At 40.1% G+C, this 26727-nt stretch carries 27 protein-coding genes; 1 reads left to right on the top strand and 26 read right to left on the bottom strand.

From position 1 onward, the window contains the following. Positions 1-210: 210 nt before the first annotated feature. The 21 genes from VRK28_RS15920 to VRK28_RS15820 form a co-directional block, all read right to left on the bottom strand. Positions 211-2049, bottom strand: coding sequence for a choice-of-anchor I family protein (locus tag VRK28_RS15920; protein ID WP_332394143.1), 1839 nt, complete (start codon positions 2047-2049; stop codon positions 211-213). Positions 2050-2192: 143 nt separating this feature from the next. After that, positions 2193-3551: a bifunctional UDP-N-acetylglucosamine diphosphorylase/glucosamine-1-phosphate N-acetyltransferase GlmU gene (gene glmU, locus VRK28_RS15915; protein ID WP_332394142.1), complete on the bottom strand. Its 1359-nt coding sequence runs from the start codon at positions 3549-3551 to the stop codon at positions 2193-2195. Between the two features lie 269 nt (positions 3552-3820). Beyond that, positions 3821-4243: a F0F1 ATP synthase subunit epsilon gene (locus tag VRK28_RS15910; RefSeq protein ID WP_054554812.1), complete on the bottom strand. Its 423-nt coding sequence runs from the start codon at positions 4241-4243 to the stop codon at positions 3821-3823. 13 nt (positions 4244-4256) lie between these two features. After that, positions 4257-5642, bottom strand: a complete 1386-nt coding sequence (gene atpD, locus VRK28_RS15905; RefSeq protein WP_054554811.1) for a F0F1 ATP synthase subunit beta — start codon at positions 5640-5642, stop codon at positions 4257-4259. Positions 5643-5674: 32 nt separating this feature from the next. Beyond that, the gene (gene atpG, locus VRK28_RS15900; RefSeq protein WP_054554810.1) at positions 5675-6535 is read right to left on the bottom strand and encodes a F0F1 ATP synthase subunit gamma; all 861 of its coding nucleotides are present in this window, start codon (positions 6533-6535) and stop codon (positions 5675-5677) included. A 59-nt stretch (positions 6536-6594) separates the two neighbouring features. Next, the gene (gene atpA, locus VRK28_RS15895; RefSeq protein WP_054554809.1) at positions 6595-8136 is read right to left on the bottom strand and encodes a F0F1 ATP synthase subunit alpha; all 1542 of its coding nucleotides are present in this window, start codon (positions 8134-8136) and stop codon (positions 6595-6597) included. Between the two features lie 14 nt (positions 8137-8150). Further along, positions 8151-8684 (bottom strand): F0F1 ATP synthase subunit delta, encoded by a 534-nt coding sequence (atpH, locus tag VRK28_RS15890; protein WP_054554808.1) that lies wholly within the window; start codon positions 8682-8684, stop codon positions 8151-8153. A gap of 16 nt (positions 8685-8700) precedes the next feature. Next, entirely contained in the window at positions 8701-9171 is a 471-nt protein-coding gene (atpF, locus tag VRK28_RS15885) for a F0F1 ATP synthase subunit B (protein ID WP_054554807.1), read from the bottom strand. A gap of 42 nt (positions 9172-9213) precedes the next feature. Next, positions 9214-9447, bottom strand: coding sequence for a F0F1 ATP synthase subunit C (atpE, locus tag VRK28_RS15880; protein ID WP_010561330.1), 234 nt, complete (start codon positions 9445-9447; stop codon positions 9214-9216). Between the two features lie 56 nt (positions 9448-9503). Further along, complete coding sequence (gene atpB / locus VRK28_RS15875) at positions 9504-10361, bottom strand: F0F1 ATP synthase subunit A (protein WP_054554806.1); 858 nt, start codon at positions 10359-10361, stop codon at positions 9504-9506. A gap of 15 nt (positions 10362-10376) precedes the next feature. After that, positions 10377-10757 carry an ATP synthase subunit I gene (locus VRK28_RS15870; protein ID WP_054554805.1) on the bottom strand — a complete coding sequence of 127 codons (381 nt, stop codon included), beginning with the start codon at positions 10755-10757 and terminating at the stop codon, positions 10377-10379. A 159-nt stretch (positions 10758-10916) separates the two neighbouring features. Continuing rightward, the gene (locus VRK28_RS15865) at positions 10917-11828 is read right to left on the bottom strand and encodes a ParB/RepB/Spo0J family partition protein (RefSeq protein ID WP_054554804.1); all 912 of its coding nucleotides are present in this window, start codon (positions 11826-11828) and stop codon (positions 10917-10919) included. Between the two features lie 20 nt (positions 11829-11848). Further along, entirely contained in the window at positions 11849-12634 is a 786-nt protein-coding gene (locus VRK28_RS15860) for a ParA family protein (RefSeq protein ID WP_054554803.1), read from the bottom strand. Between the two features lie 13 nt (positions 12635-12647). Beyond that, on the bottom strand, positions 12648-13268 hold the full coding sequence (rsmG, locus tag VRK28_RS15855) for a 16S rRNA (guanine(527)-N(7))-methyltransferase RsmG (protein WP_054554802.1): 621 nt from the start codon (positions 13266-13268) through the stop codon (positions 12648-12650). Positions 13269-13283: 15 nt separating this feature from the next. Further along, positions 13284-15173, bottom strand: coding sequence for a tRNA uridine-5-carboxymethylaminomethyl(34) synthesis enzyme MnmG (gene mnmG, locus VRK28_RS15850; protein WP_332394141.1), 1890 nt, complete (start codon positions 15171-15173; stop codon positions 13284-13286). A gap of 429 nt (positions 15174-15602) precedes the next feature. Further along, positions 15603-16052: an FMN-binding protein MioC gene (gene mioC, locus VRK28_RS15845; protein ID WP_054554800.1), complete on the bottom strand. Its 450-nt coding sequence runs from the start codon at positions 16050-16052 to the stop codon at positions 15603-15605. A 586-nt stretch (positions 16053-16638) separates the two neighbouring features. Beyond that, positions 16639-17379: an isocitrate lyase/PEP mutase family protein gene (locus VRK28_RS15840; RefSeq protein ID WP_332394140.1), complete on the bottom strand. Its 741-nt coding sequence runs from the start codon at positions 17377-17379 to the stop codon at positions 16639-16641. A gap of 287 nt (positions 17380-17666) precedes the next feature. After that, positions 17667-17999 (bottom strand): excisionase family DNA-binding protein, encoded by a 333-nt coding sequence (locus VRK28_RS15835; protein WP_332394139.1) that lies wholly within the window; start codon positions 17997-17999, stop codon positions 17667-17669. A 64-nt stretch (positions 18000-18063) separates the two neighbouring features. Then, complete coding sequence (locus VRK28_RS15830; RefSeq protein WP_332394138.1) at positions 18064-19755, bottom strand: DUF927 domain-containing protein; 1692 nt, start codon at positions 19753-19755, stop codon at positions 18064-18066. 436 nt (positions 19756-20191) lie between these two features. Further along, on the bottom strand, positions 20192-20554 hold the full coding sequence (locus VRK28_RS15825) for a hypothetical protein (RefSeq protein ID WP_332394137.1): 363 nt from the start codon (positions 20552-20554) through the stop codon (positions 20192-20194). A 29-nt stretch (positions 20555-20583) separates the two neighbouring features. After that, a complete protein-coding gene (locus VRK28_RS15820) occupies positions 20584-20784 on the bottom strand; it encodes a hypothetical protein (RefSeq protein WP_024601501.1) in 201 nt (66 codons plus the stop codon). A 285-nt stretch (positions 20785-21069) separates the two neighbouring features. On the opposite strand from VRK28_RS15820, the gene VRK28_RS15815 reads away from it, so the two are divergent. Then, positions 21070-21219 carry a hypothetical protein gene (locus tag VRK28_RS15815; protein WP_006793968.1) on the top strand — a complete coding sequence of 50 codons (150 nt, stop codon included), beginning with the start codon at positions 21070-21072 and terminating at the stop codon, positions 21217-21219. 69 nt (positions 21220-21288) lie between these two features. Here the strand turns inward: VRK28_RS15815 and VRK28_RS15810 are convergent, their stop codons facing one another. The 5 genes from VRK28_RS15810 to VRK28_RS15790 all read right to left on the bottom strand — a co-directional run bounded on the left by VRK28_RS15810 (position 21289) and on the right by VRK28_RS15790 (position 26573). After that, complete coding sequence (locus tag VRK28_RS15810) at positions 21289-22155, bottom strand: phage integrase N-terminal domain-containing protein (RefSeq protein WP_290219148.1); 867 nt, start codon at positions 22153-22155, stop codon at positions 21289-21291. 517 nt (positions 22156-22672) lie between these two features. Next, a complete protein-coding gene (locus VRK28_RS15805) occupies positions 22673-23560 on the bottom strand; it encodes a hypothetical protein (protein WP_332394136.1) in 888 nt (295 codons plus the stop codon). A 9-nt stretch (positions 23561-23569) separates the two neighbouring features. Continuing rightward, complete coding sequence (locus VRK28_RS15800; RefSeq protein ID WP_332394135.1) at positions 23570-24169, bottom strand: hypothetical protein; 600 nt, start codon at positions 24167-24169, stop codon at positions 23570-23572. Between the two features lie 2 nt (positions 24170-24171). Continuing rightward, positions 24172-25035, bottom strand: a complete 864-nt coding sequence (locus VRK28_RS15795) for a TIGR04255 family protein (protein WP_332394133.1) — start codon at positions 25033-25035, stop codon at positions 24172-24174. A gap of 404 nt (positions 25036-25439) precedes the next feature. Continuing rightward, on the bottom strand, positions 25440-26573 hold the full coding sequence (locus VRK28_RS15790) for a tyrosine-type recombinase/integrase (RefSeq protein WP_332394132.1): 1134 nt from the start codon (positions 26571-26573) through the stop codon (positions 25440-25442). Between the last annotated feature and the right edge of the window lie 154 nt (positions 26574-26727).

The raw sequence follows: 26727 nt of genomic DNA, 5'->3' as shown, positions 1-26727 counted from the left end.
TGGATGCGCATTATAGGGATGCGAAGAATTAACGCAAGCACTTTTTGAAGGTTTTTTTGATTATTTTCAAATTAGTACAATAACCATACAAATAAAGGGCTACAGAGGGGTTTTAGCTCAAAAAGCAGTCATTTATGTGAGGATAAAATGGCATAGAAAAAGCGACATACATTAAATTAGCTATGTCGCTTTTTATTTTTATAAGGCGGATTAGTTAGTAGAAATTTCCCAAACAGCGATTGAACCCGAAATTTCATTACCAACAACTAGCAATGCTTCATTCGTTGCACTTTGTTCTGCAGGTATAAATGCCATACCTTCAGGAGCAAGATCACCTGTTATATCTGCATCAGCTTCTAGGCCACGATTAAAAAAGTAATCTTGGAATGTCACATTGTATGGATTAGTAATATCAAACACCATAATGCCACCCATACGCTCTAAACCAATAAATGCAAATGTACGTTCGCCAATCGTACCCAGTGCTAACGCTTCTGGTTCTGCACCTTTGTCATCAGAGCGACTATCACCGTCATTTTCATCTTCGTTATTATTGAATGCTGCTCCGTGAACTGATGCAGTAATGCGTGAGATTTGATCGCCAGAGTCAAAAACCATCATGCCGTTACTATCCCAAATGGTAAAAGAGCGCGCACCATATGCATAGAGTGATTCATATTCGCCATTATTATCTTCATCACCTTTAACAGTGGTCACTTTTAAACGGCCAATATCACTGTTGTCATTGTTCAGGTAATCAAAATTGCTTGCCAGTGTTAAATCTTTAGCTCTGGTTTCATCTATATATGATAAACAACCATCATCTTCATCGTAATCTAGACCGCCTTTTGCTAAACAATCAGCTTCGTCGGTTGTATCAAAGAAATATTCTCGTGCATCACCTTCGTTCGCTGTGACAATAAAGTTAGCACCTTTCCAGGTAAAGCTTAAAATAGTATCTGGTTGATACATGCCATAGAGACCAGGGTACGATTTAAAGTTAACGCCACCGTCTTTATCTGATGCATCAAAAAGTAAATTAGACCAATCCTTAAAACCTAAGCCTTTTAGCTCGATGCTATTATCTTCAAGATTGACGATAGCAAGGGCGTTATTTTCTTGTAGTGACACGTAGGCAAACTTATTGTCTTTCGAAACGCTGATGTATTCAGGTTCTAAATCCATAGCTACGGTTGTATTAATCAAGTTACCGTTGATTGTTCGACCTGTCGGGTTAGCAAATACAATCCCAAGTTCTTCAAGCTCTGCTTGTTTGTCGTTATAAGCTGAAAAAGTAAGGCTAATAGCAGTATCTGCAATTACACCATTATTGATATTAATAATGCTGATAGAGCCTTCAGGGTCAATACTGTAATCACCATTGGGTTCGCCTTCATTTGCAACCAATACTTTATTGCCATCATGGCTAAAAGTAACCATGTCGGGCAGGGCGCCTACAGTAACATTTTTAATAAACTGAGGCTCGTCGCCACTAATATCATAAAATGCGATTAAACCGGCATCACCGGTATTACTTGCAGCCATAGCGACTGCTAAAAGTTCATTATTAGCATCAATAGCGATACTGTTTGCATCGCCCACACTGTGCTCATTAAGTGCAAGGGTAATCTCTGAGCTTAAATTAGTGCCGTTTATTACCCCTTCGTTATCTTTAACTAAAGCTTCACGGTCAAAGCTATCGGCTTTCATGATATTAACGACCGCAGAATCACCGGAACTATTGATAGCAAATATTCGTTGTTTAGATGCTTGGTAAGCAACAATTTCCGCAGCACCTTCAGGGCTTTCTGCGTTCAGCACTGCACGGCCGATAAGATTTATAGTTAAAGCAGCGTTTGCATCTGTACCGTTTGCTCCGTCATTTCCGTTTGTACCATCGGTGCCATTTACCCCATCAGTTCCATTAGTACCATTTTGACCTGCAGGACCTTGTTCACCTTGTAGGCCGTCTTTGCCGTCGTCACCGTCTAATGAGCAGCCAGAAAGAATGGTTAAAAGTGATAGCGCAATAATTGATCTTTTTAACATTATTATTTTTCCTTGGAGTTGTATTGAGGCAATTACAACACGCAGGCATTACAACTATATGGCACTTTTATGAGAACAAAATTTAGTCATAAAAAAAGCGAGTATAAACTCGCTTTTTATTTATAAATTAGTAGGGTAGCTCATTACTTTTTAGTTGGGCGCTTCCAACCAGTAAGGTTACGTTGTTTACCACGAGCGACTGCAAGCTGCTCATCTTCAACAGTATTAGTGATAACAGAGCCTGCGCCAATCGTTGCCATTGAGCCAATATTAACAGGGGCCACCAGTGATGAGTTAGAACCGATAAAGGCGTTATCTCCAATAATGGTTTTTGATTTATTTACGCCATCATAGTTACAAGTAATAGTACCTGCGCCAATATTAACTTTTTCGCCAACTTCAGTGTCGCCTAAGTAGGTTAGGTGGTTTGCTTTTGAGCCTTTGCCTAAGCGAGTCTTTTTCATCTCAACGAAGTTACCAATGTGTGAGTCTTCTTCCATAATCGCACCAGGGCGAAGGCGGGCATAAGGACCTAAAGTACATTTAGCAGCAACACTGGCTTCTTCAACTAGTGAGTTAGCTTTAATAACAACGTTATCGCCGATAGTACAATCTTTAAGTACGCAATTTGGGCCAATTTGTACGTTATTACCAAGCGTTACTTTACCTTCGAAAATAACATTAACGTCGATCAGTACGTCTTCGCCAGTCGTTACTTCACCACGTACATCAATACGAGCAGGATCAGCAAGTGTTGCGCCGTTTAGCATTAGCTCTTCTGCTTGCCATGCTTGATATGCACGTTCAAGCGCTGAAAGTTGTACGCGATTATTAGCACCTTCAACTTCCATCGGATGCTCAGGCTGTGCAGAAGTAATTTCAACACCTTCACTGTGTGCCATCGCCACAATATCTGTTAAGTAATATTCACCTTGGGCGTTATTGTTAGATAGGTTACCTAACCAGCGTTTAAGTAGCGCACCATTAGCAGCCATAATACCGGTATTGATTTCTTTAATCGCAAGTTGCTCAGGTGAAGCATCTTTTTGTTCGATAATACCTACTAGCTTGCCATTTTCACGGATCATTCGGCCATAACCTGATGGGTCATCTAAGGTAACCGTTAATACTGCTAAGCCTTTTTCTGGAGTCGCAGCAAGAAGCTTTTCTAAGGTTGCGCGTCTTGTTAGTGGCACATCACCATAGAGAATTAATACGGTGTCATCATCGGCAATGTGTTCTTTAGCAACAGCGACAGCATGACCTGTACCGAGTTGTTCTTCTTGTAATACCCAGTTTACTTGGTTGTGCGATAGGGCTTCTTGAAGCTGCTCACGGCCATGACCGTAAACAAGATTTGTTTCACGAGCGCCAAGGGCAGTGGCATTATCAATAACGTGCTGAACCATAGGTTTGCCAGCAACTTTGTGTAATACCTTAGGTAGAGCAGAGCGCATACGGGTGCCTTTACCCGCAGCGAGAATAACGGTAGTCAGAGACATTAAAACAATATCCTTCTTTCTTTGTTTTAGTGGGACGTAATGAATTTAGCTATAAACATGCAAAGTTGCGCAAGTCACATCATGTGCAAATACTCAATCCTAGCTTGAAGGAAAGAACCTTGTATAAAAGCTTAGCTCATTATCAATTAACACATTGTAGCGGGGAAAAGTGCAGGTTATAAGTACAATGATCAGAATAGGGTATAAAACAGTGAATTTTAGACACAAAAAAGCCCACGTTAAGTGGGCTTTTCGAAAACCGAGTAGGCTTACTTTTTACGTAATTGTTGAATTACGCGAAGTTGAGCGATTGCTTCAGCAAGCTGTACTGCAGCTTGTTGATAATCTAACTCAGCAGTTGACGTATTCGCCATTTGCTCTTCAGCATCACGTTTAGCTTTTTCAGCCGCTTGCTCGTCTAGGTCTTCACCACGTACTGCAGTATCTGCAAGAATCGTGATGCGATCAGGTTGAACTTCTAGCGTGCCGCCAGCAATATACATCACGTCTTCGTGACCAAATTGCTTAACTAAACGTACCATACCAGGTTTTAGGGCAGTTAATAATGGAGCGTGACCATAGTTAACACCAAGGTCACCTTCACTACCACTCACTTGAATCGATTCAACCAGACCAGAGAACAAGCTCTCTTCTGCGCTTACTACGTCAAGATGTACAGTCATAGCCGCCATACTACCCTCCTAATTACATGCTTTTGGCTTTTTCTTGAGCTTCTTCAATAGAGCCAACCATGTAGAACGCTTGCTCTGGCATATCATCAAACTCACCGTTTAAGATACCTTTGAAGCCAGCAATTGTGTCTTTAAGTGACACGTATTTACCAGGCGCGCCTGTGAATACTTCAGCAACGAAGAACGGCTGAGATAGGAAACGCTGGATTTTACGTGCACGAGATACAACTTGCTTATCTTCGTCAGAAAGCTCGTCCATACCTAGGATTGCGATGATGTCTTTAAGTTCTTTATAACGTTGAAGAACTGTTTGAACGCCACGCGCAGTATCGTAGTGCTCTTGACCGATTACTAGTGGGTCAAGTTGACGTGAAGATGAATCAAGTGGGTCTACCGCAGGGTAGATACCAAGTGAAGCGATATCACGAGAAAGTACTACTGTTGCATCTAAGTGAGCAAACGTTGTTGCTGGAGATGGGTCAGTTAAGTCATCCGCAGGTACGTATACCGCTTGGATTGAAGTGATTGAACCCGTCTTAGTAGATGCGATACGCTCTTGAAGTACACCCATTTCTTCAGCAAGAGTTGGTTGGTAACCTACTGCTGAAGGCATACGACCTAGAAGTGCTGATACCTCTGTACCCGCTAGAGTATAACGGTAGATGTTATCAACGAAGAAAAGTACGTCACGACCTTCGTCACGGAACTTCTCAGCCATAGTAAGACCAGTTAACGCTACGCGTAAACGGTTACCCGGTGGCTCATTCATTTGACCGTATACTAGAGATACTTTATCTAGTACGTTTGAGTCGTTCATCTCATGGTAGAAGTCATTACCCTCACGAGTACGCTCACCAACACCTGCGAATACTGAGTAACCGCTGTGCTCGATTGCGATGTTACGGATAAGTTCCATCATGTTTACGGTTTTACCAACACCGGCACCACCGAATAGACCAACTTTACCACCTTTAGCGAATGGACATACAAGGTCGATTACCTTGATACCAGTCTCTAAAAGTTCTACTGAACTTGATTGTTCTTCATAAGAAGGTGCTGCACGGTGAATAGACATACGCTCTTCTTCACCAATTGGACCAGCTTCATCAATAGGGTTACCTAATACGTCCATGATACGACCTAGTGTCTTCGTACCTACTGGAACGTGGATTGGCTGACCTGTACCTTCTACTGCAGTACCACGACGTAAACCGTCAGTAGTACCAAGTGCGATACCACGTACCACACCGCCACCTAGCTGTTGTTGAACTTCTAAAGTTAAACCAGCTAAGTCGCCATCTGTTACTTTTAGTGCGTCATATACGGCTGGCACGTTGTCTTGTGGAAATTCGATATCCACAACGGCGCCGATAATTTGGACGACCTTACCTAAACTCATGTCTATTCCTCTCATTAAACTTTGCCGAAGCGTTAAACTGCTGCCGAACCGCCAACAATCTCACTAATTTCTTGTGTGATTGCAGCTTGACGAGCCTTGTTATAAACAAGCTGTAACTCATCCATAAGGTCGCCAGCGTTATCAGTTGCAGCTTTCATTGCAACCATACGGGCAGCCTGTTCAGAGGCAGCGTTCTCAACTACACCTTGGTATACTTGAGACTCAATAAAGCGTACTAACAGAGCTTCTAAAATCGCTTCTGGGTTTGGCTCATATAAGTAATCCCAAGAATGTTGAGATACTTCTTCTTCAGCTTTTGGCAAAGGGAGTAACTGATCGATTGTTGGCTCTTGCTTCATAGTATTAACGAACTTGTTAAATACTACGTATAAGCGGTCAATTTTACCTTCAGAGTATGCATCTAGCATTGTCTTTACAGGACCAATAACGTCTTGTAGTGAAGGTGTATCTCCTAAGTTCGCTTTTTTAGCGACTAACTTACCGCCAAAACGTTGGAAAAAGCCAGCTGCTTTGCTACCTAAAGTAGTAAATTCAGCTTCAACGCCTTTTTCTTTCCACGCTTTAACATCTAGGGCAACTTTTTTGAACTCGTTTGAGTTCAAGCCACCACATAGACCACGGTCAGTAGAGATAACAATATAACCAACTCGTTTTACTTCACGCTCTTCTAAGAAAGGGTGAGTAAAATCAAGATTTGCTTGAGCAACACGACCAATCACTTGGCGTAAGTTTTCAGCGTATGGACGGCTTGACGCCACACGTTCCTGCGCTTTTTTCATTTTAGACGCAGCAACCATTTCCATTGCGCTGGTGATCTTTTGAGTATTCTTGATACTCCCGATCTTGCTTTTAATCTCTTTTCCGCTGGCCATGACTCTCTCTCCGAATCAGGTGGGCTTTAGTTGCCTAAAGCTCACCATTCATAACTAAATTACCAAGTTTGCGTCGACTTGAACTTCTCTAGAAGTTCTTTAAGTTGAGCTTCAATCTCAGCGTTGTAGTTACCAGTTTCATTGATTTGAGCCATTAGCTCTGCGTATGTGCTGTTTGCATAAGAAATTAGGCCAGCTTCGAAATCCATGATTTTCGCGATTTCGATGTCTTTTAGGTAGCCTTTTTCAGCAGCAAATAGCGACAGAGACATTTCAGCAACAGACATTGGTGCGTACTGTTTCTGCTTCATTAGCTCTGTTACGCGCTCACCATGCTCTAATTGAGCACGTGTTGCATCGTCAAGGTCAGACGCGAACTGCGAGAACGCAGCTAATTCACGGTACTGAGCTAACGCTAGACGGATACCACCACCTAGTTTCTTAACGATTTTAGTTTGCGCTGCACCACCAACACGAGATACCGAGATACCAGCGTTAACAGCTGGACGGATACCTGAGTTGAATAAGTCAGTTTCTAAGAAGATCTGACCATCGGTGATAGAGATAACGTTTGTCGGTACGAACGCAGAAACGTCGCCGCCTTGAGTTTCAATGATTGGCAATGCCGTCAATGAACCTGTTTTACCTTTCACTTCACCATTAGTGAACTTCTCAACGTAATCAGCGTTTACACGTGATGCACGCTCTAGAAGACGTGAGTGAAGGTAGAATACGTCACCTGGGTATGCTTCACGGCCTGGTGGACGCTTAAGTAGTAATGAGATTTGACGGTAAGCAACAGCTTGCTTAGATAAATCATCATATACGATTAGCGCGTCTTCACCACGGTCACGGAAGTATTCACCCATAGTACAACCAGAGAATGGTGCTAGGTACTGAAGTGCCGCAGATTCAGAAGCAGATGCAACAACAACAATCGTGTTTTCTAATGCACCGTGCTCTTCTAATTTACGTACTACGTTAGCGATAGTAGATGCTTTTTGACCAACTGCAACGTACACACACTTAACGCCTGTACCTTTTTGGTTGATGATAGCATCGATTGCTAATGCAGTTTTACCAGTTTGGCGGTCACCGATCACAAGCTCACGTTGACCACGACCTACTGGGATCATCGCATCGATAGATTTATAACCAGTTTGTACTGGCTCATCTACTGATTGACGTTCGATAACGCCTGGTGCGATTTTCTCAACAGGTTCAAAACCGTCGTTATCTAAAGCGCCTTTACCGTCGATAGGTGCACCTAGTGTGTTAACAACACGACCAAGTAGACCACGACCAACAGGAACCTCTAGGATACGACCAGTTGATTTAACTTTTACGCCTTCTTTAAGGTCAGCGTAAGGACCCATTACTACAGCACCTACTGAGTCACGCTCAAGGTTTAGTGCGATAGCATAACGGTTGCCAGGAAGCTCGATCATCTCACCTTGCATACAGTCAGCAAGACCGTGGATGCGGATGATACCGTCAGTAACAGATACGATAGTACCTTCGTTACGAGCTTCACTTACAACTTCGAACTGCTCAATACGTTGTTTGATCAGATCTGAAATTTCAGTGGAATTAAGTTGCATGCTCTTTTTCCCAATTACGATTGTAGTGATGTAGCTAAGCGGGCTAATTTGCCACGTACTGAGCCGTCGATTACAGTGTCACCCGCCTTAATGATAAGACCGCCAACAACTGTAGTATCTTCACTACAATTCAGCTTAACTTTGCGTGCGAAACGTTTTTCAAGTGCCGCTACCAATGTTGCTTGCTGCTCAGCAGCAAGCGGTGTTGCAGAAATCACGTCAACGTCGATTTCTTTGTCGTAGTCCGCTTTAAATTCAGCGAATAACTCAGCAACAGCAGGCAGTGCAACTAAACGTCCATTTTCAGCCATCACCTTGATTAGGTTCTGACCTTGTTCGTTGAGCTGCTCTGCACAGATCTTGATAAACAGATCTGCTTGTTCAGTAGCAGTAGGCAATCCAGCTAGCGCGGCAGCGGCTTGCTCGTTGCTGGCAACGTGGCCAGCAAAGAACAGCATGTCGTTCCAACTTTCAACAGTGCCTTTTTCAACGGCAAGTTCAAAAGCCGCTTTAGCGTATGGGCGAGCGATAGTAGCCAATTCAGACATGCTCATACCCTCCTAATTACAGCTCAGCGACAAGTTTTTCAACGATGTCACTGTGTGCGGCTTGATTGATTTCGCGCTCTAAAATCTTCTCAGCACCAACCACTGCCAGCGTCGCTACTTGTTTACGTAGTTCTTCTGTTACACGGTTACGCTCTGCTTCGATTTCAGAGTGCCCTTGAGCAATAATTTTTTCACGCTCTTGTTGACCACGAACAGTTTCTTCGTCAACGATTAGCGTGGCACGCTTTTTAGCTTGTTCAATGATATCAGCCGCTTGAGCTTTTGCCTCTTTAAGCTGCTCAGCAGCTTTCTTTTGCGCAAGTTCTAAGTCTTTTTCGGCTCTATCAGAGGCAGCTAAACCATCTTCGATTTTCTTCTGGCGAGCTTCAATTGCACCATTTAGTGGTGGCCATACGTATTTCATACAGAAAAGTACGAAAACCGTAAATGCAATTAATTCACCGATAAGAGTGGCTGTTAAGTTCACGACCGCTCCTCCTTAAAATAGTAAGCTGTTCAAAAAATAATATTAAAGTACGAACAACAATACCATTGCGATACCAACACCGATCATAGCTACGGCATCGATTAGACCAGCAAGGATGAACATCTTAACTTGTAATGAAGGTGCAAGTTCAGGTTGACGTGCACAAGCTTCTAGGAATTTACCACCCATGTTACCGAAGCCGATAGCAGTACCGATTGCACCGAAGCCGATAAGTAGAGCAACAGCGATGTACTTAAGACCAATCATTAGTTCCATTTTTTTCTCCAAAGTTTCAATTGTAAATTAAAGTTAAAATTTAAAAGTGTAAAAAATTAGTGATTATCTGAGCTTGCCATGCTTAGGTATACGATTGTAAGCATCATGAATACGAATGCTTGCAGTACGATTACTAAGATGTGGAATACAGCCCAAATAAAGTGCAACGGTAGTTGCATTAAACCAACTGCGCCGATCAAGATGAAAATCAACTCACCAGCATATAAGTTACCGAATAAACGCAGTGCTAACGAGAACGGCTTAGCAACTAAAGCGATTGTTTCTAGTAATAAGTTACATGGGATTAAGAACACCATCGCTAGCTTGTTATTAGAGCTAAACGGGTGAAGCGTTAATTCAGCTAAGAATCCGCCAATCCCTTTGATTTTGATTGCGTAACCGATCATCAGAATGAATACACCAATAGCAAGTGCAGCAGTCATGTTGATGTCTGTAGTAGGTACAATCTTCATGTAAACGTCGTGAGAATCCATACCAAATGCTTGCTCGCCAACGAAGCCAGCGAATGCAGGTAGGAAATCAACCGGAATCAAGTCCATTAAATTCATTAAGAACACCCAAACGAAAATCGTTAGAGCTAATGGAGCGATTAATGCGCTTTTACCGTGGTATGTGTCACGTACGTTGTCGCCAACGAACTCAACGATCATTTCAATGAAACACTGAAATTTACCAGGTACACCGGTATTTGCTTTCTTAGCGGCACTACGGAAGATCCATAAAAATACAAGACCTAGACCGATTGACCATGCGAGGGTATCTATATTCCATGTCCAGAAACCACTGTCTGCACACGCTTTGTTGAAGGCAAGACCAGCGTCGGTCGAGCACATCTTAGCGTTAGTTAAGTGGTGCTGAATATGGCTTGATAGAGTTACTTCTTCTGCAGCCATGTTATATCCCAAAAGTTAATGATTAAAAAAAACGGGCGCAAACAATCCGCTAAATAACACCAATACATAAACACAGAAAAACGGTAATAAAACGACCGTGTAAGACTTCAGTATCAGTGCAAACAAAACGATTGTTAGCATAAATTTTAATCCGTTGCCGCGCTTTAGCGAGGCATACACTTGATTTACTCGACTTGCACCCATATAACGGAATGCATAGACAGCAAATACAAAATTAGGGAGTAGTGCAACAGCTCCGCCAGCAAGCGCTGACTGGCCGGCATTGACTCCCCAACCTATAAAAACAATTACTGCAGCGATTAATGCTACGATACCCTGAAGACAAATTAATTTAAATGCGGCAAGCCTATACGGCCTTGCTAACCTATTAGTCACGTTTTGTTAACCTTTAGAACGTTAAATTGTCAGGGTATGAAAACTGGCGAAATTATACTGATTCCTACCAGTTTTGCAACTTGAGTCGACCCTTTGTAGTGCAAAAACACCACAAATGTCTCTTTTTGGACATGTTATTAATTAATGACGGGAATAGTCTTAATTTATACGGCTTAAAATGCCATCCAACTCATCAAGAGTTGTATAAGAGATAACCAGTTTGCCTTTGCCTTTTTTATTGTAGTTTATTTCTACTTTGGCGCCTAAATTTTCAGCAAGTTTTTGTTCTAACTGTTTGACATCCGGATCTTTTTCTTGCACTTCTTTTTTCGGGGCTGGTTCTAAGATAGAGCGAACTAATTTCTCAGTTTCACGAACAGTCAACGCTTTAGCAACGGCTAATCTAGCAGCATCTGACTGCGCTTCGCCTTCAAGTGCCAATAAACAACGTGCATGACCCATTTCGATGTCGCCATGCTCTAACAAGATTTTAACATCTTCATTAAGATTATTTAGACGTAGTAAATTAGTCACAGTCGTACGCGATTTACCAACAGCTTCGGCGACTTGTTGATGAGTGAGTTCAAATTCGTTAAGTAAACGATTCAATGCAATCGCTTCTTCCATCGCGTTTAGGTCTTCACGTTGGATATTTTCAATCAATGCGATTGCAACGGCTGCTTCATCTGGTACATCTTTGATGATACATGGAACAGCATCTAATTTTGCAAGTTGAGCAGCACGCCAACGACGTTCACCAGCAATAATTTCATATTTGTCTGCACCAATTTGGCGCACAACAATTGGCTGAATGATGCCTTGAGCACGAATTGAGCTGGCTAACTCTTCTAGCGCTTCTTCAGACATGTCTTTACGCGGTTGATATTTACCCGATTGTAAAAACTCAATCGCTAATTTTTGCAGCTCACCTTTGCTTTGCTCTGCAACAACTTCAGAGACTTGCTCTGGTGTTGCTGTCGCTTGTTGCTGATTATTTGCACTTGGGGCAGGTTTTGATGAACTTAATAAAGCGTCGAGTCCTCGGCCTAAACCGCGTTTTTTAGCAGACATGTTATTTTTTTACCTCGAAGTTAGGCTACTGCTGAAGATGTTTTCTCTTTTCTACGTAACATTTCGCCGGCTAGGGCTAAGTAAGCTTTAGCACCACTTGATGCACGGTCATAATACATGGCAGGGGCACCAAAACTCGGCGCTTCTGCTAAACGGACATTACGTGGGATAACGGTACGATATACTTTATCGCCAAAATGTTGTTTGAGTTGTTCTGATACATCATTTGCAAGGCGATTGCGCGGATCATACATGGTGCGCAAAATCCCTTCAATTGTTAACGCTGGGTTTACTAGCTTAGATAGCTGCGTAATGGTATCCATTAATGCCGTTAAACCTTCAAGGGCATAATACTCACATTGCATCGGAACTAAAATCGAATCTGCGGCAGCCATTGCATTAACAGTAAGCATGTTAAGTGAAGGCGGGCAGTCGATAAAAATGAAATCGTATTGGTCTTGAATTTGTTCAAGCGCATTACGTAAACGCACTTCACGAGCAAACAATTCCATTAGTTTAACTTCAGCGGCAGTCACATCGCCATTAGCAGCAATTAAGTGATACTCACCTGAGGTTTCTTTATTGATCACTTCATCGATTGGTGTTTCTTCAATCAATAAATCATAAATAGTCGCAACATCACCGTATTTATCGACACCACTACCCATGGTAGCGTTTCCTTGCGGATCAAGATCGATTAATAACACTTTACGCTTCGTCGCGGCCATCGATGCCGCGAGATTCACAGCGGTGGTTGTTTTACCAACACCACCTTTTTGGTTTGCTAATGCGATGACTTTTGCCACAGTGCTCTGATCCCTAGTCTTTAGATAGAATGATTAGATGTCTTTGCGCATCTAACTCAGGTACTTCCAAGCTGATTTTTTCATCAAACTTAATACCTTTAGGTAATGAGTCTAGTTCTTCGCTCGGAAATACGCCTTTTAAGGCGATAAATTTACCTGAATGATCAATCAAGTGCGCACACCAGTCAACCATATCTTGTAAAGAGGCGAATGCACGACTTAATACACCATCTAATTTAACACTTGGTTGATATTCTTCAACTCTAGACTGCACTGGGGTTACATTTTCAAGGCCAAGTGCATGTTTTACCTGCATCAAAAAGCGTACGCGTTTTCCTAAACTATCTAACAACACAAATTGTGTATCAGGTAAAGCGATAGCTAATACGATACCCGGTAAACCAGGACCGGTACCTACATCAATGTAATGTTTGCCTTTAAGGTGTGGTGCAACAACTAAGCTATCCATAATATGTTTAACCATCATTTCTTCAGGTAAACGAACAGAGGTTAAGTTATACGCTTTGTTCCACTTGTCTAATAATTCAACATATTGCACAAGTTGTTGTTGCTGTTTTTCTGTTAGCGCAATATCAGTTTGCGCTAACAGCGAAGTTAATTGTTGTTGTAACACTGTATTCCTCACCAACTACGCAGTCTTGCGCAGTAAGCCTTGCTTTTTCAGATAGACTAATAATAGCGAAATAGCAGCAGGGGTGATACCTGAAATACGTGACGCTTGGCCAATTGTATCTGGACGACTATCAGTAAGCTTTGCGATAACCTCATTTGATAAACCAGAAACAGTTGAATAATCAAAGTCTTTTGGTAATACAGTTTGTTCATGACGTAGCTGCTTATTGATCTCATCTTGCTGACGAGCAATATAGCCTGCGTACTTAGTATGGATCTCAACTTGCTCAAGTGCAGCTTGATTATCAAACTTAGAACCTAAACCATCGATCGCCATTAAATCGTTATAACGAATTTCAGGACGGCGGATCAGATCTTCAAGGCTCGCTTCACGAGTCAGTGGTGTTTTTAATAACGCGTTTACTTGATCAACAGCAACGTGATCTTTGTGGATCCATGTTTCTTTTAAACGTTGCGTTTCTTTTTCGATGATTTCCATTTTTTCGTTAAATGCAGCCCAACGAGCATCGTCAACTAAGCCTAGTTCACGACCTTTTTCAGTTAAACGAATGTCGGCATTATCTTCACGAAGTAATAAACGGTATTCAGCACGGCTAGTAAACATACGGTACGGTTCTTTAGTACCTAATGTTGCTAGGTCGTCAATGAGTACACCTGTGTATGCTTCATCACGACGAGGTGTCCAAGACTCTTTACCTTGTACTTGTAATGCGGCGTTCATACCCGCAATTAAACCTTGCGCGCCGGCTTCTTCGTAACCGGTTGTACCATTGATTTGGCCTGCGAAGAATAAACCATTAATAAACTTAGTTTCTAATGATTGCTTTAAGTCGCGCGGATCAAAGAAGTCATACTCAATAGCATAACCAGGACGACAAATATGTGCATTTTCAAAACCAGTGATTGATTGCACAATTTCAAGCTGTACATCAAACGGTAAGCTCGTTGAAATACCATTTGGATATAATTCGTATGATGTTAAACCTTCAGGCTCAACAAAGATTTGATGTTTGTCTTTATCAGCAAAACGTACGATCTTATCTTCGATTGAAGGGCAGTAACGTGGACCAATACCTTCAATTACACCTGAATACATAGGTGAGCGATGTAAGTTATTGCGGATCACATCATGTGTTTTTTCATTTGTATAAGTGATGTAACACGGGATCTGCTGTGGGTGATCCGATTGTTTACCCATAAATGAGAATACAGGCGTAGGGGTATCACCAGGCTGTTCTTGCATCTTGCTAAAGTCAACAGTTCGCGCATCAATACGAGGAGGCGTGCCTGTTTTTAAACGATCAACACGGAAAGGTAATTCACGTAATCGCTCTGCAAGTGCAATTGAAGGTGGATCACCTGCACGACCGCCTTTGAAGTTCTCTAAACCTATATGGATCTGACCACCTAAGAAAGTACCTACGGTAAGAACCACAGAAGGCGCACTAAAACGTAGACCCATTTGCGTTACAACACCGATTACTCGATCACCTTCAACGATTAGATCGTCACATGATTGTTGGAAGATCTTTAAGTTTTCTTGATGTTGTAAAGTGTGTTGAATAGCTGCTTTATACAAAGCACGGTCAGCTTGAGCACGTGTAGCACGTACAGCAGGGCCTTTAGAAGAATTTAAAGTACGAAATTGAATACCGCCTTTATCAATAGCCTGAGCCATTGCACCACCAAGTGCATCGATCTCTTTAACTAAATGGCCTTTACCAATACCGCCAATTGCCGGATTACAAGACATTTGACCAAGGGTATCCATATTATGAGTTAGCAATAGGGTATTCATGCCCATGCGAGCAGATGCTAATGCAGCTTCAGTACCTGCATGTCCACCACCTACAACAATAACATCAAAACGTTCGTGAAAAATCATTTATGGGATCCTACTTAATCGACCAGCAAAACTTTGTAAAGGGAGCGTATTCTACCTAGAAATTTAGAGAAGATAAATGATTAAACAGTGCTCAAGATCTAAGTGGGTGATCTCTAATAATATAAAGGATCTTTTAAAGAGATCTTTTATTACTCTTACTACTAGTAACGGCTAGATCTGTTGATAATGTTCGCTTTACCATTTAAAACATGATCTTAACGCAGACCTAAAGGTGTTAATATGATCGGATCTTCCCGCGTAAAAGCTTTGATCAAAAGGGCTATTTATACACAGGGCAATATCGATTGGATCTTATCCAAGGGATAAACTAGGTTAAAATCGCAGTTAGATCAGTGTTTATCCACAATACGATCTAAATTATCAGTAAATTGTGGGTAACTTTTATAACAACGATCAACGCCGATCGGCTTAATTGAGCCCTGCTGATTCGATCCAGCTTGGTAACCAGGCTAATGCCGTGTCTTCTGGCAATGCTTCATCAAGAATATTTAGCTCTAAGCGTTCTGCCACGCGGTTTGCGCCTTTATTAGCTAATAACTCATCTAGATTACGGCCTGCATAGTTATAGGTGTCGTAACTAGTGTCACCTAATCCGATCACACTGTAGTTTAATCCTTTAAGATCAGCCTGTTGGTTAATAGACTCAACAAATGGCAGTAGGTTCTCTGGGTAGTCTCCCGCGCCGTATGTAGAAGTACATAACAACCAAATAGTATCTTGCTGATCAATATCATCAAATACAGGCTGTTCATGAAGCTGGACTTGGATCCCTTGTTGTTCAAGGGCTTCTGCTAGTTGCTCAGCCACGTATTCTGCAGATCCCATTTGGCTGCCAACGATGATATTTACTGATTGCATGTGATTGATCATGTATAGAAATAAGTGGCCACATGATAACTAAGTTAGGGTGTGAGTAAAGCGTTGAATTACGATCTGAATAAGTTTTTCTGCTTAAAATGACAGCTTTAATTTAATACTTTTTATAATCTACTGTTTTTAATAGTTTTTTATATTTATTCATAAATTAAACCCTTTGATCAAGCTGTTAATAAATTTGGGGAAAGTTCTGATCAAGCTAAATATTGGAAACTGTATAACTTTGCTAAGTTGTTGATCTTTAATTATGTGTAAGCGCTTAATTTTTCAGATCTGATAAAAATAGTGAGTATGATCGTTTTGTGGATAGATCGCTTGTTGATAACGATCGGTTTGCAATTTGCGATCAATAAAATAGATCGGAAAAAACTTAAATAAGCGCTAATAAAGGCTGTTTTTAAGAAAATTAGTTATCAAAAAGGGCTGTTGTATGAAAATAAATTCAAATTTCCGCGTTTTTTTATGATCAAATCAGCCTTTAGATCTAAAAAAGCCCCAAATGTGGATAACATTTTTAGCTAGATTCGATCTTAAAAGCTGTTTTGATCTAATTTTTTAGCTCGCTAAGTTAGTTTTCGATCTGAGTTAAACTGGTTTTTATTGTATTACCGACTAGATCATAGAGTGAATTACCCAATGAAAACCGTTTTGCACCACCAGCGAAAGCGGCTTTTGCTGAGTTAAAATTGCTCATTGCCATAACATTTAATGGCATATCTACTGTGTTAGCTAAGCTGGTTATGTGCTCTATGTTAGTTAAGCCGGGCACAAACAGACCGTCTGCACCTGCATTTTGATACGCTTTTGCTCGCTTTAATGTTGCTTGAAAAGGGGAGTCACTAACAAAGTAGGTATCGGTTCTGGCGTTTATAAATAAACCACCGAAGCCATTTTCGTTAAGTACTTTCTTTATTTCACTAATAATAGTGCATTGCTGTTCGATAGATCTCAGTGCGTTAGTGTCTTTATCTGAGTCCTCTATGTTGATGCCTACAACTCCTAATCTTGCTAACGCTAAAACGTTTTCGCTAATTTGCAGCGGATCGTTACTGTAGCCTGACTCTATATCCACAGAGAGTGGAATATAAAGGTGTTCGGTTAAGCTTTTAACCAGCGCTAATTGAGTTTTAAAAGGGATGTTTTCACCATCAGCTAATCCTAAACTGGCTGCAATTCCCCAGCTAGTTGTTGCGACGGCTTTAGCTCCCGCAGCTTGGATGAATTGTGCTGAACTAAGATCCCACGCATTAGCAAGTACAAAGCCCCTATGCTGGTGGTGTAATTGGTGAAAGAGTTGATATTTGTCCATGATGTCCTCCGTTTAATGACATCGCTAGACTAATTGATATGAGGTTAATTACTGGCTGGTTTCGGCCCTGAACCGATAATTGCTTACTGGACTAAATACAAAAAAGAGTCTTGCGACTCTTTTTTATAATATTGATGACCGGAATTTATTTACCGATACAATAAGTGAAAAAACCAATAAAAACAGTAGGTTTATATTTTCTAGGTGGGTCTGTGGTGGCCCACTTTCGCATTAGAAAATATCGTGCAAGTAAACTAAAGGAAAGTAAGCCCGATCACCAAGTTTAATCATCGATAGTTTATAGATGCTTTTCTGTTAAGTGCTTTTGCCGCGTGTTTGATGAAATCATTCAGATCATCACCACTTTCAACCTTATTACTAAATAGCCAGTCATCTAGTTCTAATCGATTAAAAATGATTCTTCTGCCATTAGGCTTTGAATGAGGGATGATCCCTGCGTGAGTGAGTTTATAAATATAGCTTTTAGCTAACCCCGTATAGATCACACATTCATCTACGGTAAGATTGGATACAGTACTTAGATAGCTTTTTATCTGTACTTTTTCTAGTAAAGTCATCTTTTCAACATTACTTGGTCTGTCATTATTGCTCACGTTCATGGTCTACTCTCTTAAATCTTTTGGGAAAACGGGAATTTTGGGAAAATTAAATTTATTCATAACGTTAAGTTGGGAAATAAACTTGGGAAAGTGCTTCATCTAAAGCTAAATCAGCCACAATTTGTTGTGGTAGCACTTTAAAGTAGCGACCACCAGGTGGCCCTCCTGCGATTACTTTCTTGAATGTTCCTCGACCTTCACGGCTTTCCAACCAATGATTTTTACACATTAATTTAATCGTATGAGAAATATCATTTCTATAACTAACCTTTAAGCCTTCCATAAATGCATCACGAGTTACGAACCAAGCAAGCTGACCATCTTTTTCTATTGCGTAGCCGTAGTTATCACCTAAAAACTTACCTTCAGGTAATAATTTTCGACGCCAAAGTTTTAATGCATAGGGTAATTGTTTTATTAACTTGTCATCTTCTGAATCACTAGAAGAGCCACGTATTTCGAGCCAAGCATCAAATGCTTCTTTTGCGCTTTTTTCAGCAAGGCCTTTAGGCCAAGGCATAAGCCCAGCTGAAGCCGCTAATTCACCACTCACACCATGTAACGCAAATCTTTTTGCTGCTTCAATAACCTGATTGCCATTATTTTCTTTTGTTATTTCCCAATGGGTTAACATTGCTTTGATATTGCGATTTAAAAGAGTAGGGAGATCGTCAATAGTGCTTAAGTATTCAACCCATTTTGGCATAACAGTGCCATGATTTTCGTTAACGGCTTTCCAAATAGATTCAGAAAAGTCATTCATGTTGTTATGACCATAAAGATCGTCATAGGCACCATACTGCCTTTGGGCTGGTACTTCTAAGAAGCGGATTTCTTGACCTGCTTTTACGCCTTTGTGTATTGATGAAAGTTTTTCTTCAAGTCCCATTTCTCCTGTACTTAAAAAAATAAGTCGCCACTTTTTTCGCTGACTTTGGGAGCCATCTTTATTACTGCGTGATTTTGACATTCCATTAGCTATTGTATAAATGGATTGGTCTACCACCTCAGGGTCAACCTGATGCAGTTCATCTAAGCAAAGCAGTAAGTTATTGTGTTCAACCGCTATTGCTTCTAACCCATTAGCGGTGCTTCTCCATGCATAATAGAAGTCAGTACCTGAGTACAAGCTTGCAGCCATGATTAAGATCGTTGTTTTAGATACTTTGGACTTACCAAACAGGTGAACACCACAACTAGGCCAATTTAACCAGTGAAGTAGAGGGGCACATAAGCCAGTGCAAACAGTAAATGCAAGTAATGGGTTATTTATACAGAGACTACCAACCTCTTTCTGCCAACTAGATAAAGTACCTGCGGAACTTAAAAAGTCAGCTTCTTTTGTGCCTGAGTAAATAACTTGTTCTGCTCCATTACTTACACACCAGCTGGGCGTGACAAAGCTATTATTAAGCCAGCCTGTTTGAGTCGAGCTTTTATATCTTTTCTCTGGCCTTGCTTGAATCAGGTAAGATGTTATTGGGTCCCATATACCTTTACGACTTGATAGTGCAAGGCCTGTATCTACAAGCAATTCTTTTAACATTTTACCTTGATCATTAATTATGTGGCGTCGTGGTATCAGCTTGCGTATGCAAATACCGTCTAAGTTTTTCCACTCAACAAGCAAGCCGTAGTCTCGAGTACTGTTACCTCCTCTTGAAATGCCAAGCACTTGAATTGGGCCACACAAGAACCTCGGTTCCGAGTCAGCTGTTGGGGTGTAAAATAAACCTGAATCTCTTAATTCATACATGATATAGGTTACCTTTTGCTTTCTATTGGTTTCGGTTGTTTTCTCAAAACCAATTCAACCACGAAGGCAACTCTTAATTCCCTGAAAAGGGGGGGTTAGTGAAAGCGGGTTTTTTTTGGGTACGGAGTTAAAGGCTAAAATGTATGCTCTAGCAGGGTAGAATTAGGCATGCCTAATTTATTTTTATAATAAAAAAGTATTAACTATAGGGTTGAGTATTATCTTTTAACCTTAAAATGGAATAGAACAGCAAAAAATATCACTGTCGTTAGAATTAGAGCACACCCAGTTAGTAAAGGAGCCATAGCTATATTTTCCCCTTTTTAATTGCGTCAAATAAATCATGCTTAAGTTTGTCGTAGTGTCGGGTAGCGCGTATAGCAAGCACCATTAACACCCACATTTGAAAACAATCATAATCAGTCATAAGTACACCTTAATGTTTCGTATTACCCAAGTAGATATTACCTTCCCAATTGCAAAGTTCTAAAATCCAGTTACTAATCTTCAACCGTTTAGTTGGGTTAAGGCCTGTGAAAGGAAAGAAAACCTGATCGCTGCGACTTTTAAACGTGGAAAAGGGCTCCAGTCGAATATCCCAAATATCGTCATGTTCATTCATAACATCAAATGCAAACGCTTTTTGTGTGGTTAAAGCAACGAACATCTCTTCTTCCGTTTCATTGCGAAGATTAAGCTCTAAACCTAATGGCTCACACTCATCCTCGATACCAGCTAAGCGGATCTTCAGCTCATCGTATACAGACTTAAATGGCCAAAGCTCTTTATTTGTCATCATTTCCCCCTTTAAAATTAGGCATGCCTAATTTACAGATAGGTATCGTAGAGCTCGCCACGCGCTTTAGCGTCTTCAGCTTCTGCGCGAGTCATCTCTTCACCATCAGCTATAATGTTACCCATACCATCATCCAATTCATCTAGCTGATCATTTTCTTCAGAAACTGATAGCAAAACATCAACAACGCCTAATGCCACCAACCCTGTTACTTTTAACGCTTTTTTCCACATAGGAGACTCCTAAAATTAGGCATGCCTAATTTGGTTGATAATTGAGCTTGCTTTTAGTTAAGCCAATAAATCCTTTTAAATCAATATGGAAGATGTCTCACACGTTAAAAATTGAAACACTAAAAACAATAACTTTCATGTGGTTATAGTAAATTATTCAAAATCTATACTTTTACTTTTTCAAAAAATAAGAATAAATAACTAGCTTTTTGCTCAATAATTGCCATCCTATTAATGCTTAACTTATAAGCGTTAATTTTTAAATCAATCTGATGGAGTAGAATTATGGCTGTTAAACATGTGCCAACTGGAATTGTTCACAAAGGAAGTAAAGGTGGAACAACAGGATGTGGTTTTGATACTAAAAAGGAAGCTACCCATTGGGTAGACTCCCACTCTAAAATCAATTGCGATAAAAACGGATGTAAAAACTGAGGGTTAGTAGATCAATAAACTAGGGCGATGTTAGTGTATTCGCCCATTCAAAATTAGGCATGCCTAATTTTAACTTCCCAAGTAAGCATAGGTTATCTTTAAACGTTCATGACCTAACTCTTGGCTAATTTGTTCACGGACTTTAGTATCGTGTTCATAATCGGTTGGCGAGAGCTCTCTTCTATGCGGGCCGCCGTCGGCAGGGCATTTCCAACCTGTAAGCTCTAAATAACGCTCCCTTGCGTAATGGTGACGTAATCCGTGATTTTTATTTAATCCTACACGAACAGTTTCTCTGTCATACTCGCGCATTTGATCCACATACATTCGCTCAGGTTCAATTAGTGCGCCTTTGGTAACGACAGCAATATCACGTATGAGCTGTCGTTGAGATTCTTTTAAGATCGGAATTTTGCGGTATTTACCACCTTTAGCCCATGAGCCTTTTATTTGCAGAGTGTTAGCATCTATCAAAGCATAAGATAAGCTAAATTTCATACACTCCTCTTTTCTAAGCCCAAACTCTTGCTGCAAACGCAGGGAAAGCTTGATTAAGTCACTTTTGATCTTGGCATGCTTATCCATGTCTAACGTTTTTGACTTGCCAATAGGGTTGTTGCGAACTCTTGGAATGCCGTAATCATCATTGCTGCGTGAACAGATATTAGGTTTACCAATTTTTTCGGCAATCCAACGTAAGGCGGCCATTCTGTTTTTAATCGTTTTTGGTGCTAAACCTTCATCTTGCCAACGCGTTACAAGGTGATTGATATGTTTGGTTTTAAGACCTGATGGATCTCTTAATCTATAACCATGGCTAAGTAGTTGTGCTGCCGCAAGGTTTAATACTTTGCTACGGGTAGCTCTAGTGCTAAAGCTACTTTCGCGGTGTGTGTCGTTTACCATTTGGTGAAGTCGATATCCTAATTGGCTCATTTCATGTTCCTCATAAATTTAAAAAGTAATTTTGAAAGTATTGAGAAAAACACCAAACCGAAGACCAGGGGGCGAAATGCCAAAATAGGTAAGTTTTAAAGCCATATGAACGGTGCGTAACCGAGCATATTGTCGAAAGACATAAAGGCTAACTGGTCTAAAGCAACAAAGCTGAGCCGTGTGATTTCTGTTGAAATACAGCGCGAACTACCGTGGTTTATATTTGTGTTGTTTATAGTGGGGTGGTCGTGTGACCCATAATGCTGCGAATGCAGATCCTCAGGAACGTGTTGCGGGCAGTGAATACGCCCTTTTTCTTTGTGCTCATTTCGAGCTAGTTCATAAATAAAATTATCACAGTGATCAGAGATTGCAACACCTTTTTGACGCGCTCAAATCTCCATCCCTCTTCTGGCCCTGCAATTTTTCAAGGCGGATTGGGTATCGAGGCATCATGAGCAGTGGCCTCGACGGGCGACTCTGCGAGTCGTCCCTACCTCTTTCGAGTAGGGACGACTTATTCTGTAGGCTTTATTTTATTGTCACCATTTGACAGTGAATGATTATCTAAATTTAGACGAACGAATTGAGTAAGGTAGGAAACATAGGTTGATTTTGCTCTACCAGCATAAATATCACTATCATCAGTATACCCAGCTTGTTCTTCCAATTCTTCAGCTATACTTTCAAGTATATCTTGGATGTCAGGAATGACATTATCAGGTGTTTCATCCCTTAGTAAGGCAAAAAGCCTAAAATTGTAATTAGCTTTCTCTTCATCAGAGTCTAAATGTATATAAATAGCCCAAATGTAGCTTGAAAAATCCTCATTATGTAGCGGAATTGCTCGCTTCTCTAATTCACCAATGTGTTTATCTAAAATGTGCCCGAAATTATCATTAAAGTTATCGGGTAAAGCACTACGCATGTAACGATTTGAACGCCATACAGGTACTGATTTTGAGTATTCATCGGTTAATTTTATTAATTCAAACTCATCTATAGACTCTATAGTGCTTAGTAGTTCTTTTTTATTAACACTTAATATGTATTCTATATTCGCTTCATACCAATTTGAGCCAGCTTTAAAGTGTAGCTTTCTAACACTTTTAACAAATGAGTTTCCAGGAAATACATCAGATTCTTTAATTTTTTTGCAAACGGCAATTTCAACTGTAGAGTCAAGCGAATCATTTCTACACGCTATGTCACAGTTTTGAGAGAGAATTAAAAAAATAGAGCTATTTTTTATTTTTTTTAAGGAATCTCTATATTCCGGTTTGTGGAAAGACTTAGACCAATTTTTCTTAGTTTCATCAGAGATCAAACTTGCAGAAAAGCAAGAGGCTTGTACAAGCCTCTTGTCATGAAGTAAAATTTGTCCAGATGAATGCATATCACTCATTTAACTTTCTCATGCTGATTTTGTTAATTGGCGTAGTGATACTTCATTAGTTTCAGATAAGTTTGTGTTTTGAGAAACTAATATTTCAGCAATTTTATCCGCAAATTTATATATGCTGTTATGATCTAATTTTTGTTCAGATAGCAAATCTACTAATGATTTTCCATTCATCGTATAGTTTTTAGCAACTGCTCCTGGGCTGTACTCAAATTTAGATTGTAACTGTAACATAATGTCATGAAGCTCTTTTGCTCTTTCTCTCGTTGCTGTATTTGCAACTCTTTGCTCCAAAGATTGGTTTTGATATGAGTGCAAAGTCTGTCTTGAAACATCAAAAATTCTTGCAACATCCTTATTTGGTAAACCGATACCAATTTTTATTTGTTTTATAATGTCAGATAGGCTGACTAAATCATGCTTTTCTACAGTTGAGAGCTTTTTGCCTACTGAAGACCATGCTGAGCCCTTATCATTAGATTCATAAACCTCTTGGTGTTGAGACTCAATAATTTTATCAATATCAACAGCTCCGTAAGTATTGAAGCTCATTGCTCCTACAACAAGCATTGAAGTCATTGTTGTAGAGTTTCTTAATGATGTATACGACATTTTTATACTTCCTTATATCCCCAAGCTTTTTTTGCTTTTTCAGTAATTGTTTGCCAAAAAACATCACTTGCCAATTGATACAGCATATTCGTAGCAGTTTTTATTTCTAATAAATCAAACTTAGGGCTTCTTTCAAAGTGATAAGTGTGATCTATATCTAGAATACCATATGTTTCAGATTCAACCTCTAGCCATTCTTTTTGTCCATCAATAATTAGCCCACATTTCTCATCTGGCTCCATTAGGTTATCAGGTAATACTTTATGAATTCGTTTTGAAACTGTTGGTAACTCTTCAAAATTTAGCACAAGAACTTGATTCTCTGAAACTTTCATTGCTTTTAATGAATGACCTTGTAAGTGTTTTCCAAGATTTGCAAGCTTAGGAGGTTGAATCTCGCTGCTTACAAAGTCTTCAAGCGAAGAATGTCCTACTGGTGCAATAACATCAATATACCTTAGTCCAACAGATTTAAGTAACGTACTATCCAGTCTAGGAATTAGTTCAATACACCCTTTTAAGACTCTATGGAACTTGTCATAAAACTCAGAAAAAGTTGTATATGCTGTGGATTTTAAGATAATAGAGGATTCTGAGATTTCAACTATCTCCTTCTCCCCTGATGCACGAAAAAGCAAACGTTCCTTAGAAAGCTTTTTGTGTCGCATTTGTTGCGTTGCGTTGTCATAGTGCCATTCAGCGATATCCGCTTTACTCACTATTTTTTCCGCAAAGCCTTCTTCCATCATTCTCAGATGAAGAGTTTGTTGTAGCTCTTCAGTTATTGGCTGAAGAGTCGGCAAATCAGCAAACTTTAGATGAATAAGAGTATGCACGAGTGGTGCTTGTTCTAAAACTTTTTTCATTTGATTTACCCAGATTGTTAATAAAATTTATTGGATGTGGATTTTACACTTTTTTTGACACTTAAAAATAGATAATAGTTCATCTTTTACACTTTTTTTTACTTATCTTATACAAAACCACTCCTTTCAAACCCTGTAAAGCCATAAATCGGAACCCCGCAAGCGGGGCCCCCTTGCTTCGCAACCCTGCGGGCGATTTCTAGCTTGACTGGATTTTCTCTGCGTAGTGAAGGTTATCCAAGAGGTATGCGGCGCTCTGAGTGGCAAGCACTCGACGCTTTCACACCTCCTGGATACAACTGGCTTTTCAAATAAAAACGGGAAAGAGGGAAGGTAAATAAAATTATATTTAACTGTTTTTATTAAACTTTCCCAGTTTCCCATATTTCCCAACCTAATATCCTTTATTGAAATAGACTAGGTAGGGTGGTCATCGCCTCTTTTCGCTTACGCTCAACTATATCAGAGTAAATTTGTGTTGTTTTTAACTCTGAGTGGCCTAGTAGCTTTGATACCGTATAGATATCGATATCATTAGTTAACATACGGACTGCAAATGTGTGTCTCGCGCAGTGAAAGGTTATGTGCTTTGTAATACCTGCTCTGAGCATCCATTGGGTTAGGGCTACGTTAGTATAGCTCGAGTATCTTAAGCCTTTAAAAACACGTTCATGGGCTTCTCCTTGCGAACCTAATAAGCTGATCGCATCGTCGGGTAAATCAAGGTACTGGAGATGTTTTGTTTTCGTATGTCTGAACGTCGCGCGTTGCTCTTTTAAAGCTATTCGATCCCACGTTAGTTTTTGAATATCGCTCCAGCGCATACCTGTCAGGCATCCGAATAAGAATGCTCGCTTTAGTACATCATATCGGCACTCTGTTCTATAAAGAGCTGTTACTTCTTCCTCTTCTAAGTAATTACGAGGGTTTTGTTCTATCTTGATGCTTTTTACTTCGTTTACAGGATTTCGGCGAATAATGCCTTCGTGAAATGCTTTGTTTAAAGCCGCTCTCACTTTATTGAAATAGCATGATGTAGTATTTGAAGAAAGTAGCTTATCTGATTTTGTTCGTGCATGTTTTATTAAGTATGTTCTGAACCCTAATAATACATCAGCATCGAAGTCTGCAAATGATAAAGGGTTACCCTCGCAATATTTTTGCAAATGGATTAACGCTGATTCCCACAGCGATACATTTGAAGGGCTATCCGTGTGTTCTTTGTCATTAATTATTTGCTGCATGTAGCTATAAAAGCTTTCTTGCTGTTTTTCTGAGTCTTCAAAATGATGCTTGTTGTTAGCTAAATCAACAATCGCTTGTGCCCTTATCTTTTCTGAAATATCTAGGGTCTTTTTATTGTGATCTCGTTCAAACTTGTCTTTAGGAGTGGCATAAATAAACAAGTCTAATGATTGTCTTTTACGGCGTTTTACTCGTTTGCCATTTTCATTTAGGTAAGAACCATAATTTCTGGTTAACAGTAGTTGTTGGCGGCCTGTGCTATCAGGTGATTTTTTCTCGATGGTTAGTTTCATAATAACTTCCTCTTTGGTGGACCAATAGTGGCCCACAACAAAGAAGTAGGTGGGCCATTCGAGGCCCATATTATGAAACTAAAGGAAGCTAGAGAAAGATAAAAAAGTTATTAAATGTATGAATGTATTAGGTATTTTAACTTTAATTGGATGT

This window comes from Pseudoalteromonas sp. P80D2 (assembly GCF_036680945.1).
Classification (GTDB): Bacteria; Pseudomonadota; Gammaproteobacteria; order Enterobacterales; family Alteromonadaceae; genus Pseudoalteromonas; species Pseudoalteromonas shioyasakiensis.
Note: the sequence above shows the minus strand (reverse complement) of the source record. Positions and strands in the feature narration are given on the sequence as shown.

Coding starts and splice junctions, on each gene's coding strand:
- VRK28_RS15920 (WP_332394143.1), bottom strand. CDS start 2,049: ATGTTAAAAAGATCAATTATTGCGCTATCACTTTTAACCATTCTTTCT.
- glmU (WP_332394142.1), bottom strand. CDS start 3,551: ATGTCTCTGACTACCGTTATTCTCGCTGCGGGTAAAGGCACCCGTATG.
- VRK28_RS15910 (WP_054554812.1), bottom strand. CDS start 4,243: ATGGCGGCTATGACTGTACATCTTGACGTAGTAAGCGCAGAAGAGAGC.
- atpD (WP_054554811.1), bottom strand. CDS start 5,642: ATGAGTTTAGGTAAGGTCGTCCAAATTATCGGCGCCGTTGTGGATATC.
- atpG (WP_054554810.1), bottom strand. CDS start 6,535: ATGGCCAGCGGAAAAGAGATTAAAAGCAAGATCGGGAGTATCAAGAAT.
- atpA (WP_054554809.1), bottom strand. CDS start 8,136: ATGCAACTTAATTCCACTGAAATTTCAGATCTGATCAAACAACGTATT.
- atpH (WP_054554808.1), bottom strand. CDS start 8,684: ATGTCTGAATTGGCTACTATCGCTCGCCCATACGCTAAAGCGGCTTTT.
- atpE (WP_010561330.1), bottom strand. CDS start 9,447: ATGGAACTAATGATTGGTCTTAAGTACATCGCTGTTGCTCTACTTATC.
- atpB (WP_054554806.1), bottom strand. CDS start 10,361: ATGGCTGCAGAAGAAGTAACTCTATCAAGCCATATTCAGCACCACTTA.
- VRK28_RS15865 (WP_054554804.1), bottom strand. CDS start 11,828: ATGTCTGCTAAAAAACGCGGTTTAGGCCGAGGACTCGACGCTTTATTA.
- mnmG (WP_332394141.1), bottom strand. CDS start 15,173: ATGATTTTTCACGAACGTTTTGATGTTATTGTTGTAGGTGGTGGACAT.
- mioC (WP_054554800.1), bottom strand. CDS start 16,052: ATGCAATCAGTAAATATCATCGTTGGCAGCCAAATGGGATCTGCAGAA.
- VRK28_RS15840 (WP_332394140.1), bottom strand. CDS start 17,379: ATGGACAAATATCAACTCTTTCACCAATTACACCACCAGCATAGGGGC.
- VRK28_RS15835 (WP_332394139.1), bottom strand. CDS start 17,999: ATGAACGTGAGCAATAATGACAGACCAAGTAATGTTGAAAAGATGACT.
- VRK28_RS15830 (WP_332394138.1), bottom strand. CDS start 19,755: ATGTATGAATTAAGAGATTCAGGTTTATTTTACACCCCAACAGCTGAC.
- VRK28_RS15825 (WP_332394137.1), bottom strand. CDS start 20,554: ATGATGACAAATAAAGAGCTTTGGCCATTTAAGTCTGTATACGATGAG.
- VRK28_RS15820 (WP_024601501.1), bottom strand. CDS start 20,784: ATGTGGAAAAAAGCGTTAAAAGTAACAGGGTTGGTGGCATTAGGCGTT.
- VRK28_RS15815 (WP_006793968.1), top strand. CDS start 21,070: ATGGCTGTTAAACATGTGCCAACTGGAATTGTTCACAAAGGAAGTAAA.
- VRK28_RS15810 (WP_290219148.1), bottom strand. CDS start 22,155: ATGAGCCAATTAGGATATCGACTTCACCAAATGGTAAACGACACACAC.
- VRK28_RS15805 (WP_332394136.1), bottom strand. CDS start 23,560: ATGAGTGATATGCATTCATCTGGACAAATTTTACTTCATGACAAGAGG.
- VRK28_RS15800 (WP_332394135.1), bottom strand. CDS start 24,169: ATGTCGTATACATCATTAAGAAACTCTACAACAATGACTTCAATGCTT.
- VRK28_RS15795 (WP_332394133.1), bottom strand. CDS start 25,035: ATGAAAAAAGTTTTAGAACAAGCACCACTCGTGCATACTCTTATTCAT.
- VRK28_RS15790 (WP_332394132.1), bottom strand. CDS start 26,573: ATGAAACTAACCATCGAGAAAAAATCACCTGATAGCACAGGCCGCCAA.